Raw genomic sequence first — 17,479 nt, 5'->3', positions numbered from 1 at the left:
CTAGAGTGTATTATAGTTTAGGATTAGCTATAATATCATTATCCGGCCAAGGAATCACCTTTTGAGTCGCCAAATATTCAGCCACAGCGATCGCGCCATAGCGGTTGAGATGACTAGGGTCAGAGAAATAGTCATAACTATCTGACCAGCGCCACCCCAAATCGAGAAAAACCAAACCAGTTTCAGCAGCCACCCTCTCCATGTGTTCACGGAATTTCTCCTCATAGGCACTGCGAACCGGGTCAAAATAATGATCAGTTAGTGGCATATTGACAAATACCACAGGAATCCGAAATGATTGAGTATAAGCGATTATATTCTTCAAAGATTGGGTCTGAATGCCGTCTAATTGAAAATTTTGATAATCGCTATCATAATAACCGGAAACCTTAGCATGATTTTGATAGTAAATTTCCGGGTCAAAGCGCACCGATAAAGGCAAAAATCCATTGGGCAAAAATCTAGCTTCCTCCTCGGTTTCTGCCTCGGCTAATTCCTGTTGTTCCGAGGGGGTTGGCGGGGTAGCAAAGGCGCGACCATTAGCAAGAGATTGTAAAACTGCCTTGAAGCGATCGCGCTGTCTATAGACTTGGGAAACCTGGGAAATTTGTTCTTGAATAGCCTGTTGAAACTGCTGTTGGTCCCACCTTCCGTCTAGGGCATTTTCCGTCAATGCTATCAAAGTTTCCTGAAGATTTGGGGGTGGTTCAAAGGAATCTGGGGGGACAATTTGAAAAGTTCCTTGGCTAATTTGTTGATAGGCTTCTGATGCAGAAATCGCCTGATAAGTCCGGTCTTCTCGACCACTATTTAGCGCCCGCACCCCATCAGCTAAAATAATCAACTGAGGCAATTGTTCTGGGGGCAAAATCCGCCGAATAATTAAATCAACAATTTGCACTGTTGCCCCATTTATGCCAAAATTAAACACCCGTAAAGGCGGATGACCTTCTGCTACCAATCCCCTACTCAAAACCTCTGGATCAATGCCTCGCAAGGCGCGAGAACTGCCGATAATTAGTATATCTGGGGGTCTTTTATGGGTGGCGATATATTGTTGATAGCGGACAATCTGTTCATCTAGTTGTTGGCTGCGGAAAGTCGGGTAAACAAATTGCGACAAACGGCATTGAGTATCATCAACATCACAAGCAGCAGCGATCGCCGAATTTCCCGGTCGGGAAGTAAAACCAGAGTCATTAAAAACCCCATCACCTTCACTCACAGCCAACACCTGTAAACTCGATAGCCAACCCGTGGGGGGGTCTTGTGTCAAGGTAGGGACTTGTTCCCCTTCAGTTTCCGCCTCCGAAATATCAGCAGAGATAGCAGTCATAGCAATAGAATCAAGCAGACTCCCCACCAGGCGATCGCTCTGCCAAACCATCAGCAATCCCAGTAGCCCACAAGCCACAGCCAGAGCGCGTTTCTGATACCTCTGAGAGGTTTTTTCAACGACAATATCTGGGCAGTTTTTACTGGTAAATAACTGAGAAGCCATCAAAACTTGGCTAATGGTTTCGCTCAGGTGATGCAGTGCTGATAAAACCTGAGATGATGGCAAATCACTATCTGCACCATCAACATTAATAGCCGGAGAAAATACCAACTGTCCGACCTGTTCTCCCACCCCCGTGGCGGTTAATTCTGAGTCGATAAAATCTTCCGAAGCAGTTAATGGTTGATCTATCTCCGTCGGTTTTAAGGAAATACCATAGCGCCAGAGGGGGTGTTTTTGACCCGCCCGCCGTCCATAGATGCGGACTCCTTCCACCCCTTCAATTCCTTGGGCTTGTAAAAATCTAGCGATCACGAGGGCGACGCGAGACTGAGAAGGACAAGTAGGCGCTTCTGTCATCACATGGATAAATTTCCCCTTGCGTAACGCCAGAACTTTAATTCCCCCGGTGGCGAGTTTAGTTTCTAGGTCAGGGTTAATCAGACGTTCAATTTGGAATTTAATCGCATCGATATCCCCTTGGGCGGCGAGGGTCTGGGTGGGGGTTTGCAGGTCGGGATGTTCAAAAGCAGGTAAATTTAGCCAATCAATCCAAGTCGGCTTTTGGGCTTCTTTACCTGTGGGGCTGATTTCTACGCCGTAAATAGTGGCGGCGCGAATACCTTGGGGGCCGATCGCATTTAAAATTTCCCCACAAGCCGTGACAACGGTTTCCTTCTGGGGGGAGAGGCGACGACGATGATTTTTCCCATCCCCTAATTGGTGACAAAACAGGTGTAGGGTAGATTCTTTCAGAGTCGCCCTAAGTCCAATATCTAGTGGCGCTAGTTTTTGATTAAGCAGAATGGCGATCGCCTCAGAGTCTCCCCACCGCGCCCAATCTTTCAGAATGCGATCAGGGGGAGTTAGGTCAATCCGTAGCATCCAATCTGCTTGAGTTTCCCCTTCCACCCGTAGTAAAATGCAGGCATCGCGGAACTCTTGTAGTTGCAATTCCCGCAGCCTACTGGCTATAGGTTCCGCTAATAGGGAAGGGTCTGGGCTGTAGGCTGACTCACACAGTACCCATAACCGCCGCCGTTTAGATCTCCATAGGGTTGATTTGTCGCCTTTATAGTTGCGAATGCTGACTTTGACGCTGACCCCTAACCCACCCAGGATTTCGCTCAGAATACTGGCGATCGCATCAGGATTACCCCGGCGGGCTAAATTTTCCGGGGTTGCCACTAGGGCAGGTTCCACCGGACTATCGGGAGGGGTAGCTAGGTCAGTTGGTGGCTGCTGATTTTCCGCCTCCGTGTCATTAACCGGGGTAATGATGACCCGGGGCGCGTCAGAAACAGTAGTCGTTGAGGAAGATTGGCGATCGCCAATGAATGTGCGATCGGCTATATCTCCCAACCATTTACGCAGTCCCACACCCTGACCCTGATCTCCTGTTGACCGGTTAGGGGTCTTTGTAGCTGTTTCTGTAGCCGAAGTCGGATAATCCAGTTTAACCGTCCACTCCGGGCGTTTAGCACCTGTCTCGCGACCCGAAACAAATATCTTATAAATTTTCGGCGCATCGCGGGGCAGTAAAGATTCTAGCGGCCTGCGGTCTAAAGCCATCTTGAATTGAGACACCACCACCGTCTCTCGAGGAGAGGGCAGTCCCTCGCACAAAATATGTAAATGATTCCCTCGCAACCTGGTCTGTACCTCAACCCCGGCTGTGGCGATCGCATCAATTGACCATTGCGTTAATCCTGAATAATCCCTAACCACGCGCTACATTACGCCAAAATAAGTTACAATCTACCCAATGCGCGAAACGTTCAGTGCATACTATCCGGCTTAAACCCCTGAAAGAATCAACTGACCTCGCTTTCAAACCCTTTGCAGCAGAGACAAGCCACGGCTTGTCTCTAGCTTACTGTTTTTATGTTCGTTTTGAGAGTCTAACCGGCTAATTAAGCCCCGACAATACCATTATACATATTCCCATAGTCAATTTTCCCAGGGGACGCGGTAGCGACCCGCCCCCACATATTCAGCATAACTCAGCGGCCTCTCTTACGGGAAGGTTGCCCCGGATAACATCTTCTGGCATAGTTAGCTTAACCAACTGTTGAGGCAAGTTACAGATGTCTTCTGCTGATGATACCCCTGTTTCCGACCCTATAGCCCCGAAAACCCCCCTTTTACCTTCCGATTTGCTTTTGGGGTTGGCCACAACCCCTGTGGTTGTGGCTTTTGCTGCCATTCCTATAGTGCAAGAGTTGGTGTTGAGTCTCAGTGAGGGTAGCGAGGAAGTTTTCCGAGGCGCGCGCTTACCCGTCCTCCATTTTCCTAACCAGGGAAGCTACTAGCCTCCCAACCTTCCCTGGATGTTTATTTCCCCCAGAATTACTCACCAAATACAGGTAATAAATTCAGCAGCCCGAATTGATGAATAAGGGCTGATGGGGCGGGCATATTTACCCTAGGGGGAAAGCCGATTACCTGGGGTAAATATAATATCTGGCAATATTTCCCAAAAATGTCTCTCACTGATTATAGCACAACCAGGGCTAATTTAATTGATAAATTAGATACAATCATCGAAAATTTGATAGTTTGATGATGGGAGTTTATTAGAAATTTCTGGGGAGATATTTTACCGAATGTCTACCGGGCAAGTATAATGACTAAGATATTCTTGCTAACCACGGAACAGGCCCTATGAGTTCACTGGTCCAATCCTCAGAACCAATCCCTAGCGCAGTAGTGTCATCTAACGTCACTGCAGGAGCTTCTGAACTGTTGTTAAGGAATCGCCTAAAAATTGTCGAAGATTTATGGGAAAGTGTCCTACGTCAGGAGTGCGGAGAGCAATTGGTAGATTTACTTCTACAGATGCGATCGATGACCTCACCAGAAGGACAAGCATCGCCGGATTTACAAGCCAATGTCTGGCAAATTATCAAAGATCTTGATATCAATGCAGCCATTAGAGCAGCGCGAGCATTTGCCTTGTATTTTCAACTGATCAACATAGTCGAGCAACATTATGAGCAGCGCGAGCAAGAGTTAGCCTATGCTCATATCAAACAACAAGGACCACCAGAGAGTCCGTCAGACAAGTCGAATCGCTCAATTTTTGAAACTCGTCATCAGCGCTTTTCCACAGCCGAAGAAACACCAGTGGAGCTATTAAATCAAACTAGCCAACGCCAAAACGATCGCGATTTAGCCACATTCCATAACCTATTTCCGATGCTGCAAAGGCTAAACGTCCCCTCCCAGGTGATTCAGCGGCTACTAAATCAACTCGATATTAGGTTAGTATTCACAGCTCACCCCACAGAAATTGTACGCCATACAATCCGCACCAAACAGAGGAGGATAGCCAAAATTCTCCAGCAACTAGACACAGTAGACGAAAGTTATGGCAAAGTAGACAATAAAGATCCCGAAGCCACCGGGTTAGTAAAAACTTGGACAGGTGAACTACAAGAACAACTAACCGAAGAAATAAGGCTGTGGTGGCGTACTGATGAACTGCACCAGTTTAAGCCCACAGTTTTGGATGAAGTCGAATATAGTTTGCACTATTTCCAGGAAATCTTATTTGATGTAATTCCCCAACTGTACCAAAGGATTAAACAAACCCTACACCCCTGTTTTCCGCACCTGAAACCACCCAACTACGATTTTTGTAAATTTGGGTCTTGGGTGGGAGCCGATCGCGATGGTAACCCGTCAGTCACCCCGTCAGTAACCTGGAAAACAGCCTGTTATCAACGGGGTATGATTATAGACAAATACATTCAGGCTGTGGATCATCTAAATCAACTGTTGAGCCTATCTCTGCATTGGAGTGACATTTTACCAGAATTACTCGAATCTCTAGATCGCGATCAGGTACAACTTCCAGAAGTTTATGATCAGGTAGCCATCCGCTATCGCCAAGAACCCTATCGGCTCAAACTATGCTACATACACAAGCGTCTACAAAATACCCGCGATCGCAATCAGAGACTTTCTACCAGTAACGAAGTAGAAAGGGAACGCGAGCGCATTGTCACCAAAGAAAACGCCGGAAGTCTGTACAATTCAGGCTCCGAATTTCTGAAGGAATTAAAGCTAATCGAGCGGAACCTGCTAGCCACAGGTATCCAATGCCGAGATTTAGAGAACCTCATCTGTCAGGTAGAAATTTACGGCTTTTATCTAGCGCGGATGGATATGCGGCAGGAATCCTCCGTACATAGTACAGCCTTAAATGAAATTGTAGACTATCTGCAACTACTAGCCAGGCCCTACGATGACCTCACCGAAGCCGAGCGCACCCTGTGGCTAACCACAGAATTGCAAACCCGCCGCCCCCTCATTCCCGCCGAGTTACCCTTTTCCCAAAAAACCTGTGAAACCATTAACACTTTCCGGGTCATGCGAGAATTACAGCAGGAATTTGGTCAGGAAATTTGCCAAACCTACATTATCAGCATGAGTCATGATGTTAGTGACCTGCTAGAGGTGCTGTTGTTAGCCAAGGAAGCCGGACTGTATGATCCAGCCACAGGAATTGGTAATTTGCAGGTAGTACCCCTGTTTGAAACCGTAGAGGATCTTAAAAAAGCCCCCTCAGTAATGAAAGACCTGTTTGAGTTACCCCTATATCGCGCACTGCTTGCGGGTGGCTACCAAAAATATCAGCAGGTCAGCCAAGATATGAACGCCTCCCTACAGGAGATTATGTTAGGTTACTCCGACAGTAATAAAGATTCGGGGTTCCTCAGTAGCAACTGGGAAATTCACAAAGCCCAGAAAGCCCTACAAACCTTGGCGGAATCTTACCATGTCAGTATTCGCATCTTCCACGGTCGCGGTGGCTCTGTGGGACGCGGCGGCGGACCGGCTTACAAAGCCATTTTGGCTCAACCCGGTAAAAGTATTAATGGCCGCATTAAGATTACCGAACAGGGAGAGGTTCTCGCCTCCAAATATTCTTTGTCTCAACTGGCTCTGTATAATTTGGAGAGTGTAGCCACAGCCGTGATTCAAGCCAGTTTACTCCATACCGGGTTTGATGAAATTGAACCCTGGAATCAAATTATGGAAGAGTTATCTGTGCGATCGCGATCGTGTTATCGAGCTTTGATTTATGAACAGCCAGACCTAGTTGATTTCTTTGAGCAGGTAACACCCATTCAGGAAATTAGCCAACTGCAAATTAGCTCCCGACCCGCTCGCCGCCAAAATGACAAGAAAAAAGATATTTCCGGTTTACGGGCTATTCCTTGGGTGTTTAGTTGGACTCAGAGCCGCTTTTTGCTACCCTCTTGGTATGGGGTCGGTACAGCCATAGAGCAGTTTATTCAAGAAGAACCCGAGGAAAATATCAAACTGCTCCGTTACTTTTACATTAAATGGCCATTTTTCCGCACCACCATCTCTAAGGCGGAAATGACCATGGCTAAAGTTGACCTAGAAATGGCTCATCACTATGTGCGGGAGTTGAGTCATCCTAAAGATCGCGATCGCTTTGAGGATTTATTTCAGCGCATAGCCAAAGAGTTTAATCTGACCCGTCAAATGGTTCTGGAAATTACCGGACAGCAACAGTTACTAGATAATGATCCCGTACTTCAGCGCTCAGTGCGACTGCGTAATGGCACAATTATTCCTCTCGGTTTATTGCAAGTGTCTTTACTCCAGCGCCTGCGTCATCATGGAACTTCTGCTACTCCCGGCGTAATTCATTCGAGATATAGCAAAGGGGAATTGTTGCGCGGTGCTTTATTAACCATCAACGGTATCGCCGCCGGAATGCGTAACACAGGCTGATCATCTCCAGACCAGGAGATATTGTCAGTCGCCAACTATCACCAGTGGGGAGTTTAGGGGTCTTGGCCCTTAGACTTCCACCGGCTGCTATTTAGCCATTTCCTTGCTACCACAGGAAAAACGTGCTATTGATTAGGGGTATTTTTCAGACGTTCCGGGGGCGGGTTCCGTGAGTTGACTGGTTTTTCCAATGGCATATCTAGCACCCGCCCCTACAGTTCACGCTATCGCAATTTATGTCTGTACAACTTGTACCTTTGCATATCCCTAGTGGTTGGGCAATTCTGCACAATTCTTTTGGTGATGTAGACCCAGTGATCGAACATGGCTACATTATCAATGGTGAGTTTTTTAATGAAAATTTGCTATCCGCTAAACCAATTGAGTTCAACGGAACAGACTGGGTGACAGTGGGTGACAGCTATCTGTTGCAGTTAGGATGGTATCCTGAATATCGTCCAGAAGGCTGTTATCGCTTAACCGTCAGCCAGGGAAGTGGTGATCAAAAAATTGTGGTTAAATACGAGTCTAAAGAACGGGAGGAAATTCGTCAGGTTCTACAGCGTTGTTTGGGTTGGGTTTCCCGTCGTGTGGGTATAGATGAAATTGGTAGCCTACTAGAAATTGAAGGCAAACAAATTGATAAAAATCCGCTAGGTTTCCGGGGAGTCCGCAAAAAAATTGTGGGGATTTCCGGGGATAAACTCAATAGATTAACCTATAGTCAGGTGGGTTGGTGGTCGCCTGTTTACTATGAGGTTTGCAATATGGCTTATCTCGATCAAAAATCAAATCGGATAGACTATAATGGCTTTACACCAGAGAACAAGATGGCATAATAATGCTCACCAAAAACTTACTTGATTGAGGAGATTTAAACACTAATGGTCGTGTCTGAACAAAATCAACAAGCATCCACATATACAGACGATCGCTTTTTTAACCTGCCCTTGTTCGATATCTTAATCGAGTTCTTTAATGAGGATGGTTGGGTTTATAAAGAAATCGAACATCGCCGAGTCGTGGCTTTGGGAATTGAGGGCAAAAATGGTCGTTTTGATTGCTATGCGATCGCCCGGGAAGAGGAAAAACAAATCACGGTTTACTCGATTTTTCCGGTGAAAGTACCAGACTATAAACGCCAAAATATCTCGGATTTTGTCACCCGGGCTAATTATGGCATGGTGATTGGTAATTTCGAGATGAATTTCTATGATGGGGAAATTCGCTACAAAACCAGTTTAGATGTAGCAGGCGATCGCTTAACTCCCGCTTTAATTAAGCATTTGATTTATACCAATGTTTCGACAATGGATAAATTTCTCCCTGGTATTATGTCGATTATTTACGGCAATATTTCACCAGAAGAAGCCATATCACGGTATTAATTAAGTGGGTCAGTAGGGGCAACCTTCTCTGGTTGCCTATCCTTTCCCACCCCAATAAACCTGACTAAACACTTGACAAAAAAGCAGATTTATGGTATGTCTGCTTAAAATCTTTGTGGCCAATCGTCACCAACCCGGATGGTCAAATCCGAATTAATTGCACCAGTAGAAGAAGCCCTAACCGTACCAAAACCGATATATTCTTGCAACATTTCAGCACTAGCTAAATCTCCCCCCTGGACAATAATCTGAGTCGATCGCATAGTATAAGGCAACCCCGGCACAACATAAACATTATTAAAGCCCTGCTTAAACAAATAATCCGCGACTCTTTCGGCTGCTTGTGGGTTTCCAGAGGCATTTTGTACGGCAATTTTAGTACGTTTAGACAATTCCTGATAACCCGATCGCTGTAATGGTCCAGGTAAGACAAACCCGGTAGAATCCACCCGAAAATATTGAGCCATAATGCGATCGCGTGCCGCGTCATCAACCACCCAATAACTCGTATATCCGCCCATGTCTCGCCCAGGTAACATCACCATTCGCACCTGTTGCGGTTCCAAATTCAACCCAAACTTAACCAGAGTCAGCATCTCCTCAAAATCCAAATTAGTATCAACATACTTCAACATCACCCGAATAATCTGAGGAATACGCGGCAACACATCAGGACTCTGTAAACGTTCTCGAATAGCCTCCATTAAAGCCTGTTGGCGTTGAATCCTGCCAATATCTCCATAAGCATCACTACGGAAGCGAGCAAAATGATCAGCCTGATCACCATCAATAGTTTGCCATCCCGGAGATAAATCAATCTCCAACTGTTGGGTATTATCCCGATAGGACATCGGATAGGGAACAAACACCTCCACCCCCCCCAACAAATTCACCAACTCCTTAAAAGCGCCCGTGCTAACCCGGACATAGCGGTTAATCTGCACCTGATTAAGAGTATCGGCTACCACCTCCGTAGCCAAGGAAGCGCCGCCCCAATAGTTAGCCTCATTAATCTTACCCACACCCATACCAGGGATAAAAACCTCGGTATCACGGGGAATTGATAGCAAATTCAGATGGCGATCGCTCGGATTAAAATTCACCAAGATCATGCTATCACTGCGACCCCCAAAAACTTTCCCATCTTGTTCCTCCTGTGGTAGGGGGGGATCTATCCCCATGACCAAAATATTCACAGGTCGGGACAGACGAAACCGAAAGCGATCGCGCCATAATGAATTGAGAACCATCGATGCACTTTGTGGCTGTTCCGGTTTCAATGGAGACAGCAAAGCCGTTAGCGCCCCCAAAGTCGCCGAAGCGCTAGTAATGATCAGTGCAATAAAACTCAAAAATATTACCCGCAGGACTTTAGGTTGTCTTTGGTTGGTGGTGGGATAACTCATAAAATCGCCAATATCCTTTAATCTTGAAAATGAAGTCAACTGAAGCTCAAAACTTTAAATCGCATGATACCCGTTATTCTCGCAGGTGGTAAAGGTGAGAGGTTCTGGCCTCTGAGTCGTCGTATCCGACCCAAACAATTTCTCAGTTTAGACGGTAGTGGTCAAAGTTTATTACAAAGCACAGCAGAACGCTTGCTACCCTTGAGTAAAGGTGGTCCGGGTTTGTGGGTGATTACCTCCGCACTCCTAGAAAATGGAGTTCAGCAACAGTTACCCGATATCCCGCCCGCAAATATTTTAGCCGAACCCCAAGGACGAGATACCGCCCCCGCCGTCGCCTGGACTGTGATTGAAGTTGTCCGTCGCTATGGGGAAGATACCGTGATTGGCTTTTTCCCGGCTGATCATTGGATTGGAAAACCGGATATTTTCCAGGAGGCGATTAAATCAGCGGAAAATTTAGCTATCAGTCAGGATCTAATTGTCACCCTGGGGTTACAACCTCAATATCCGGCTACAGGTTACGGTTACATTGAACAGGGCGAAAAAATTGGCACTTTTGGCGATTTCACTGCTTATCGGGTAGCCCAGTTTACGGAAAAACCTGATCAAGAAAGGGCTGATCAATTTTTGGCTACTGGTCGCTTTAGTTGGAATGCGGGAATTTTTATATTTCGGGCTGGGGTGGTTCTTCAGGAATTACGCACCTATGTCCCCGATTTGATTACCGCCCTGGAAGCTGAAGGAGCCAAGGCTTATGCTAACATTGAAAAAATCAGCATTGACTATGCACTGATGGAAAAAACCCAGAAAGCCTGTGTTTTACCAGTCTCTTTTGGCTGGGATGACCTGGGAGATTGGAATTCCTTAGAACGTCTTTTACCGAAACAAAATGGCAATGTGGCATTAGTCCGTCATTTGGGACTCGATACCCAAGATTCTATTCTGTATGGGAGTGATGAAAATGAGGTGATTATTACTATTGGGGTTCAGGATTTGGTGGTTGTTCGCGATGGTAATGTGACTTTGATTGTTGATAAGAACCGCACCCAGGATATTAAAAAGGTCTTGCCTCAGTTGGAGGATGATCCTGATTTGAGAGAACTTTTATAGGGAGGGCTGGCTACTTATCTGGTAGGGTGCATCTATCTTTGAGATGACAAAGGATAAATCTTGAGCAGCCATTGCTATAAGGCGATCGCTTTCTTTGGTACTATTACGGTTGATTGTTCAAGTAAAACAGCTAAAACAGCCTAGGGGAAAAATGAAAACACGAAAACTTGGTAAATCGGACATTGAAATCACCCCGATTATTTTAGGGACTTGGCAAGCTGATAAACGTTGGTGGAAAGGTATTGAAAAAGCCGACTTAATCCAGGCTATGCAGCAGGCGGTTGACCTGGGAATTACTACCATTGACACTGCGGAAATCTATGGTGATGGTATCTCGGAACAACTGATAGCTGAGGCGTTGTCAGATAGACGCGATCACCTAATTTATGCCAGCAAGGTATTTGCGACCCATTTACAATATGACCAGGTAATTGAAGCGTGCGATCGCTCCTTAAAAAATCTGGAGACCGACTATATAGACCTGTATCAAATCCACTGGCCAACGGGTTCGTTTAATACAGAAATTGTGCCGATTTCCGAAACCATGGCCGCCCTAAATTTGCTCAAACAACAGGGGAAAATTAGAGCCATTGGAGTCTCAAACTTCTCCAAAACTCAACTCGAAGAAGCCAGCCAATATGGGGCTATAGATAGTATACAGCCTCCCTATTCTCTATTTTGGCGAGATGTGGAACGGGAAACCATGGCTTATTGTGTAGAACAGAAAATCTCAATTCTCGCTTATTCTTCCCTAGCCCAGGGACTTCTGACCGGAAAATTCGGAGTTAATCATCAGTTTGATCCAGAAGATCATCGACTCAAAAATAAACTCATCCAAAACCCAGAACATTATAGCCGGGTTCAACAAGCAATTAATCAGTTACGCCCCATAGCAGCAGACAAACGCTGTACGGTAGCACAATTAGCACTTGCATGGCTAATTTGTCAACCCCAAACTAACGCGATTGTCGGGGCTCGTAATAGCAGCCAGGTTGAGCAAAATGTGCAAACTATCGACATTCAACTTTCCCCAGAAGAGGTCAGCCAAATAGACCAAATTGGGCGTATAGTTACGGATCATCTGCAAAACGAATATCCAATTTTATGGAAGTTTTGAAAAATGGCGATCGCTCAAGCAGATAGTGGCAAAGGGTAAATTTTCAGGGTTTCAAGAAAGAAAATGGCAGTTAGTTAACTAACGCAAAACTTACATGGTGACAGCCAAAATAATCCGTTCATTACGGGGCTACATGAACTTGAAAAGGGCAGCATCAATGGAGACTAAGGCAAGTGTTTAACTTAGCTAAATAGTACAGTCACTAAGTTATCGAGTCACTGTTGATTCAATGAATTGGGAAATTGGCTAAGACTGCCTCTAGTTAAGAGAAGCAGCCATAGACTGAGATGAAAAAATTTCGCGAGATTCTTGTCGTACCTGTCCACTCATGGCGGCTACTTGCAAGTTAGCAAAAGCATTGAGTTCAATAGCATCATATTGAGAATTTTGGAGAATGTACCGGAGTTGATTTTCAGCTTCCAAGGTTAAATAACCAGTGGCGATCGCTTGTTGGACTACATCTTGAATACACAGCATAGTGAAATTACGGAGTTGTAATGGGTTTAAACTATATTTAGTATCCCTCTTTGTCAAGATAAAGGCAGTGATTCTGATATAGTGTTACCTGTGATTTGCGGCTGATCAGCATCTGATCTAAATCTCCACTGACTAGGTGAGCCAGATCACGGGTATCCATGATTATAGGTCTAGTTGTATGTACAGGGTTGAGTTTTCCCCAACCTCTTGCCTGCCTGGATCGCCATAATTTATGATGAGCCGAGGGATGATCTGATCAGTAATGGAGGGGAAATGATGGCAACAGACGACCTACAACAACATCTAAACAGTTTAGGCGATCGCTACCCTAAACTAGGACAGGCATTAGAACAAGCAGCAAAAGCCCTGAAAGACTCAGGCACTCCCATCAGTGAGCAGTTGCTGCAAGGGTTGATTAACTATAACCGTGATTTCGCCAATTTCCAACAAAAACTACAAAACCGGGGACAAACCACCGCCGTAGTCGCGAGATCCCTGGTAGATTTACAGCAGTTATACCAAAAAGTAGCCCCAGCCACAGATGAGGGAGCCATTCCTCAGCAGGTTTTATCCTTGCTAGAGCAAATTCTCCGGCTGACCCACAGCGAACAGAAAGACTTTGCACCCCTACAACAAGCCCACAAACAAGCCCAACAACTCAAACAGCACATTTCCCAAGCTGATCTGAAATCAGACCCACAGCTAAAAGCATTGGTGACCGGACAGCACCCCCTCAACATTCTACTAAACTTGGTGAATAGCGGAGAACAACTCAATGATGAACAGTGGGCAAAATCGGCAGAAATTCTCGACAATACTTTTGGTAAATCTTTGGGGGTAGCTATTTCCAGAGGAAAAATTGTCAGTCAGTCGGGGGGGTCAACTACCACTCAACCGCCATTGAATGTGACAGCAGTTGAACGTCCCACGGCTAACCCAGATATTGTCATCCTAGAAGAACCTACCACTACGAAGGCCCCCAGTGATGTGATTATTGTTCCCAGTGTGGAAATTAACCCGAAACCTTTAACTATTGATGGCCAAAATATTGTGTTCGGCAATACTGCCATTGTCGGTCAGCCTACGGGGAAACCGGAAGTTAAACCGGGAACTGTGGGGCTGCGTGTGAGAGTGCATTTACAGGGATTAGGCGATCGCGATTTTGGCGGCGGGGAATATGCTGGAACTAAGGGTCAAGGTCGCCGCTTGGAGGCTTTCCAAATGGCGATTAATCCTCCCATTCCCGGTTTGGATATACAATACATGGCTCATATTGCTCAAGTTGGTGATAGTCCCACAGCGTCCAACGGTCAAATGGTGGGAGAACCGGGACAAAATCGCCAAATAGAAGGGTTTGCGATTAAGCTGGCTGGACCAGAAGCTCCGAAATATGATGTTTTCTATAATGCCCATATTCAAAACAAGGGAGATGTTCCGGTTTGTAGTAATGGTCAATATTGTGGTACTCGTGGGCAATCTTTACGAGTTGAGGGGATAAAAGTTTGGGTAGAACCTAAAAAATAGTCCCCCTTGGTCAATCTCCCTCTAGGGCTACCAGTAAACATAATAATAGGGCTTCTGTCCACTCAACTACAGCCCCATAGGTGTCTCCGGTATGCCCACCTAAACGGTAGTTTAACCAGGTTCCGGTCAGAATAGCGATCGCACTTCCCCCAAGCAGTAAACCCACAGCCACCAGCCAGCGTCCGGGTTCTAACCAAATCTGTAACCCACTCAATCCGGAAAGTAGCAAAACCCCAGGGAGTAAATCTAACGGCGAATAGGTTAAATCTTTGTGAAATGCTCCCTTTCCTTGTGCCTTCAGATAAGGATAACGAGCGATCGCTACTAACTGTCCCCAGCGTCCCCAAGCAGCCACCCCCATCAAAATTAACCAGCGTGTGCGGTCTAAATCAGCGAGGGCGGCGGTTTTCAGCAGTAAAATAGCTACGGCGGCGATCGCCCCAAAAGCTCCCGTCAAACTATCAGCCATCACCTCTAAGCGTCGCTGGGGGTCAGTCACAGCCAACCCATCAGCAGTATCCATCGCCCCATCTAAATGCAGTCCCCCAGTAATCCCAATCCAACCTACCACCACCAAAGCCGAGCGCGTTAAGACCGGACAGCCTAGCAACTGCAAACCCATGTCAGCCAGCCCTAACAATCCCCCAATCATTAACCCCATTACCGGGGCGAGTCTAGCAATTCCCCGAAACTCTAACGTCCAAGACGGAGGAATAGGTAAGCAGGTATAGAAAGCCACAGCAGCAGCTAAAGCCGCTCGTAGCTGTACCATATACCTAATCAGCGATCGCCAGACTGTCTCAAAACTCATAAAACTTAAACTTCAATTTTGCCATAGCTCTATAATATTTCTTAGGTTGTGCCACAATTGAGATCAAACCTGTTGGGGGTCTAAACATATACTCTAATACCGCCAAGATAGTTCATCCTGGCTATGGAAAGTCAAAAGTCAAGAAACATCAAGAAAATCTGATCAGATCGACTTTCACAGTCCTACCTTTGCTACAATTGTGTATAAAGTTAGATCTCCAACACACCCAGGCTGAAATATAATCTCAGCTACCGGGTTATGGGTAGATTTTTGAGAAGAATGCAAGTGGCGAGACAATCTAAGTAGTAAAATTACTCTGTTTTTCTCAAAACTTGCTTCGTTAAGCCTTATACGGTCAAAGGTTCAGGCGAAAAATCTGTCATACCTAGGGTGCTAAATTGTCCTAAACTCTCTGCGTGAAACTGACCTTATAACTATCGGCTTAACTAGGTAAAGGTCCAGGTGGCGATTTTGGTTTAGGAGAAACTATAAAACTAGAGGCTTTTGCTCTATGAGTTACGATCAATTAAATTGCAGGGTGTCTGCTCCATGTATTATCGATACCGGAATCGTTGTTAACAAGCGCGATATGCAGAAGTTGCTGGTTGACCTCGGTCGGGTTCGTTATATACATATCCAAGACAACCAGGTAAAAAGCCAAGGCGAAGGTCAGATCCTGGAAGTGTTTGCGGATCAACAGCAGGCTACTCTCATTGCTAACCATGCTTTGTATTTGAATGTTTACAGTTTTGATTATCTGGAACTGAAACAATCCTCCGATAATGAAACCTATTTCGACTTAGTGCAAGATGGGCGACTACTGCGATTAGTTCCTATGTCTAATCCTTTAGAAGACCAGGCGACCAGGAACTTACAAGCCGCCGCCTTTGATGCAGTCATGGATCAAGTCCTATCAAATAACTGGGATACCCCCATTGATGATGATGATTGCCCCTTTTAATTGTCATCAATTGATCTGATTTTCTCAGTTTTGTAGTTAGACTTCATGCCCCAATCATTTTCGTTTCAAATACAGACTCGCTGCACTCACACTCACGCGAGGGCAGGAGTTTTTGTCACTCCCCATGGTATCGTGGAAACCCCCCGATTTATGCCAGTGGGAACCTTGGCTAATGTCAAAACTTTGACCCCGGCTCAACTCCTGGATACCGGCGCTCAAATGGTGCTATCCAATACCTATCATTTGCACCTACAACCAGGGGAAAAAATTGTGGCGGCGGCGGGGGGAATACATAAGTTTATGGGCTGGAATGGTCCGATATTGACCGATTCAGGCGGTTTTCAGGTTTTTAGTCTCAGTGAAATGCGGACGGTGACAGAAGCAGGAGTACGGTTTCGATCGCCTCACGATGGGGCAATTATTGAATTGTCCCCAGAACGCTCCATTGAGATACAAAATCAATTGGGGGCTGATGTGATTATGGCCTTTGATGAGTGTCCCCCTTATCCAGCTTCTAGGGAAGATGTGGTCGCAGCCACCGCGCGCACTGTTAGATGGCTAGAACGCTGCATAGCTGCTCATGACCGACCAGAGGCAGCCCTGTTTGGTATCGTACAAGGAGGAGTTTACCCAGATTTACGGGTGGCAGCAGCTAAAAAATTAGTAGAATTTGATTTGCCAGGTTATGCCATTGGAGGGGTGAGTGTCGGTGAACCTACCGATTTAATGGAAATGGTGGTTCGCGTCACTACCCCCATTTTGCCAGACCATAAGCCTAGATATTTGATGGGGATAGGAACTTACCGGGAAATGGCACAGGCGATCGCATCTGGTATAGATTTATTTGATTGTGTCATTCCTACCCGTTTGGCTCGCCATGGGGCGGCTTTGGTGGCCGGAGAACGCTGGAATTTGAAAAATGCCCAATTTAGAGAGGACTTTCGCCCCCTCGACCCATCTTGTCCTTGTTACACTTGCCAAAATTTTAGCCGCGCCTATATTAGTCATCTGGTACGCGCTAAGGAACTTTTAGCCTATACTCTCCTGAGTATTCATAATGTTACTGAACTGATTAGGTTTACTACCCGTATCCGAGACGCGATTTTGGGCGATCGCTTTACTGACGAGTTCGCACAATATTTGCAAGTTCAATCCTAACCCTAGCCCGATAAACTGACAAATCATCGCTAAAATGAGAATTGTCGCAAAGATTTGTTAAAATTCTGTAAGCCATATTTTAGTAAGAGGTTAATTGATTCATGGAAGCAGCACTGCTATTGGCAAAATTGCCAGAAGCCTACTCGATTTTTAGCCCGGTTGTTGATATTTTGCCCGTTATTCCCGTCTTTTTCCTGCTGTTGGCTTTTGTGTGGCAAGCTGCTGTCGGTTTCCGATAAGCCCAAACCAGCTCA

At 45.8% G+C, this 17,479-nt stretch carries 14 protein-coding genes; 10 read left to right on the top strand and 4 right to left on the bottom strand.

The features are described 5' to 3' along the window. Window positions 1-10 precede the first annotated feature (10 nt). On the bottom strand, window positions 11-3,226 hold the full coding sequence (locus NLZ44_RS22990) for an SGNH/GDSL hydrolase family protein (RefSeq protein WP_493751278.1): 3,216 nt from the start codon (window positions 3,224-3,226) through the stop codon (window positions 11-13). A gap of 359 nt (window positions 3,227-3,585) precedes the next feature. On the opposite strand from NLZ44_RS22990, the gene NLZ44_RS22985 reads away from it, so the two are divergent. From NLZ44_RS22985 to NLZ44_RS22970, 4 genes are all read left to right on the top strand, one after another. Continuing rightward, a complete protein-coding gene (locus NLZ44_RS22985; RefSeq protein ID WP_006622004.1) occupies window positions 3,586-3,810 on the top strand; it encodes a hypothetical protein in 225 nt (74 codons plus the stop codon). A 352-nt stretch (window positions 3,811-4,162) separates the two neighbouring features. Then, window positions 4,163-7,270, top strand: coding sequence for a phosphoenolpyruvate carboxylase (gene ppc / locus NLZ44_RS22980; RefSeq protein ID WP_493751277.1), 3,108 nt, complete (start codon window positions 4,163-4,165; stop codon window positions 7,268-7,270). Window positions 7,271-7,506: 236 nt separating this feature from the next. After that, complete coding sequence (locus tag NLZ44_RS22975; protein WP_493751276.1) at window positions 7,507-8,109, top strand: hypothetical protein; 603 nt, start codon at window positions 7,507-7,509, stop codon at window positions 8,107-8,109. A gap of 45 nt (window positions 8,110-8,154) precedes the next feature. Then, window positions 8,155-8,658 carry a type III secretion system chaperone family protein gene (locus NLZ44_RS22970; RefSeq protein ID WP_006622001.1) on the top strand — a complete coding sequence of 168 codons (504 nt, stop codon included), beginning with the start codon at window positions 8,155-8,157 and terminating at the stop codon, window positions 8,656-8,658. Window positions 8,659-8,762: 104 nt separating this feature from the next. Here the strand turns inward: NLZ44_RS22970 and NLZ44_RS22965 are convergent, their stop codons facing one another. After that, a complete protein-coding gene (locus NLZ44_RS22965; protein WP_493751275.1) occupies window positions 8,763-10,064 on the bottom strand; it encodes an LCP family protein in 1,302 nt (433 codons plus the stop codon). A gap of 63 nt (window positions 10,065-10,127) precedes the next feature. Here NLZ44_RS22965 and NLZ44_RS22960 point away from each other — a divergent pair, with 63 nt between their 5' ends. Both NLZ44_RS22960 and NLZ44_RS22955 read left to right on the top strand, forming a co-directional pair. Next, complete coding sequence (locus NLZ44_RS22960) at window positions 10,128-11,177, top strand: mannose-1-phosphate guanylyltransferase (RefSeq protein ID WP_493751274.1); 1,050 nt, start codon at window positions 10,128-10,130, stop codon at window positions 11,175-11,177. 151 nt (window positions 11,178-11,328) lie between these two features. Further along, window positions 11,329-12,294, top strand: a complete 966-nt coding sequence (locus NLZ44_RS22955) for an aldo/keto reductase (protein WP_111891044.1) — start codon at window positions 11,329-11,331, stop codon at window positions 12,292-12,294. A 258-nt stretch (window positions 12,295-12,552) separates the two neighbouring features. On the opposite strand, the gene NLZ44_RS22950 is transcribed toward NLZ44_RS22955, so the two are convergent. Next, window positions 12,553-12,771, bottom strand: coding sequence for a hypothetical protein (locus tag NLZ44_RS22950; RefSeq protein ID WP_006621997.1), 219 nt, complete (start codon window positions 12,769-12,771; stop codon window positions 12,553-12,555). A gap of 207 nt (window positions 12,772-12,978) precedes the next feature. Between NLZ44_RS22950 and NLZ44_RS22945 the strand changes: the two genes are divergently transcribed. Then, a complete protein-coding gene (locus NLZ44_RS22945) occupies window positions 12,979-14,295 on the top strand; it encodes a hydrogenase (protein WP_493751273.1) in 1,317 nt (438 codons plus the stop codon). A 10-nt stretch (window positions 14,296-14,305) separates the two neighbouring features. Here the strand turns inward: NLZ44_RS22945 and cobS are convergent, their stop codons facing one another. After that, window positions 14,306-15,106, bottom strand: coding sequence for an adenosylcobinamide-GDP ribazoletransferase (gene cobS / locus NLZ44_RS22940; protein ID WP_493751272.1), 801 nt, complete (start codon window positions 15,104-15,106; stop codon window positions 14,306-14,308). 511 nt (window positions 15,107-15,617) lie between these two features. Here cobS and NLZ44_RS22935 point away from each other — a divergent pair. The 3 genes from NLZ44_RS22935 (at window position 15,618) to NLZ44_RS22925 (ending at window position 17,464) form a co-directional block, all read left to right on the top strand. Next, window positions 15,618-16,067: a hypothetical protein gene (locus NLZ44_RS22935; RefSeq protein ID WP_006621994.1), complete on the top strand. Its 450-nt coding sequence runs from the start codon at window positions 15,618-15,620 to the stop codon at window positions 16,065-16,067. A 45-nt stretch (window positions 16,068-16,112) separates the two neighbouring features. Beyond that, window positions 16,113-17,225, top strand: a complete 1,113-nt coding sequence (gene tgt / locus NLZ44_RS22930; protein WP_006670746.1) for a tRNA guanosine(34) transglycosylase Tgt — start codon at window positions 16,113-16,115, stop codon at window positions 17,223-17,225. 101 nt (window positions 17,226-17,326) lie between these two features. Continuing rightward, window positions 17,327-17,464, top strand: coding sequence for a photosystem II reaction center protein K (locus tag NLZ44_RS22925; protein ID WP_006617292.1), 138 nt, complete (start codon window positions 17,327-17,329; stop codon window positions 17,462-17,464). Window positions 17,465-17,479 lie beyond the last annotated feature (15 nt).

This window comes from Arthrospira sp. PCC 9901 (genome assembly GCF_059013425.1).
The sequence above is the reverse complement of the archived record's forward strand: the minus strand, read 5'-3'. Positions and strand labels throughout refer to the sequence as shown.

Coding starts and splice junctions, on each gene's coding strand:
- NLZ44_RS22955 (WP_111891044.1), top strand. CDS start 11,329: ATGAAAACACGAAAACTTGGTAAATCGGACATTGAAATCACCCCGATT.
- NLZ44_RS22985 (WP_006622004.1), top strand. CDS start 3,586: ATGTCTTCTGCTGATGATACCCCTGTTTCCGACCCTATAGCCCCGAAA.
- NLZ44_RS22925 (WP_006617292.1), top strand. CDS start 17,327: ATGGAAGCAGCACTGCTATTGGCAAAATTGCCAGAAGCCTACTCGATT.
- NLZ44_RS22935 (WP_006621994.1), top strand. CDS start 15,618: ATGAGTTACGATCAATTAAATTGCAGGGTGTCTGCTCCATGTATTATC.
- NLZ44_RS22970 (WP_006622001.1), top strand. CDS start 8,155: ATGGTCGTGTCTGAACAAAATCAACAAGCATCCACATATACAGACGAT.
- NLZ44_RS22965 (WP_493751275.1), bottom strand. CDS start 10,064: ATGAGTTATCCCACCACCAACCAAAGACAACCTAAAGTCCTGCGGGTA.
- tgt (WP_006670746.1), top strand. CDS start 16,113: ATGCCCCAATCATTTTCGTTTCAAATACAGACTCGCTGCACTCACACT.
- NLZ44_RS22975 (WP_493751276.1), top strand. CDS start 7,507: ATGTCTGTACAACTTGTACCTTTGCATATCCCTAGTGGTTGGGCAATT.
- cobS (WP_493751272.1), bottom strand. CDS start 15,106: ATGAGTTTTGAGACAGTCTGGCGATCGCTGATTAGGTATATGGTACAG.
- NLZ44_RS22960 (WP_493751274.1), top strand. CDS start 10,128: ATGATACCCGTTATTCTCGCAGGTGGTAAAGGTGAGAGGTTCTGGCCT.
- ppc (WP_493751277.1), top strand. CDS start 4,163: ATGAGTTCACTGGTCCAATCCTCAGAACCAATCCCTAGCGCAGTAGTG.
- NLZ44_RS22950 (WP_006621997.1), bottom strand. CDS start 12,771: ATGCTGTGTATTCAAGATGTAGTCCAACAAGCGATCGCCACTGGTTAT.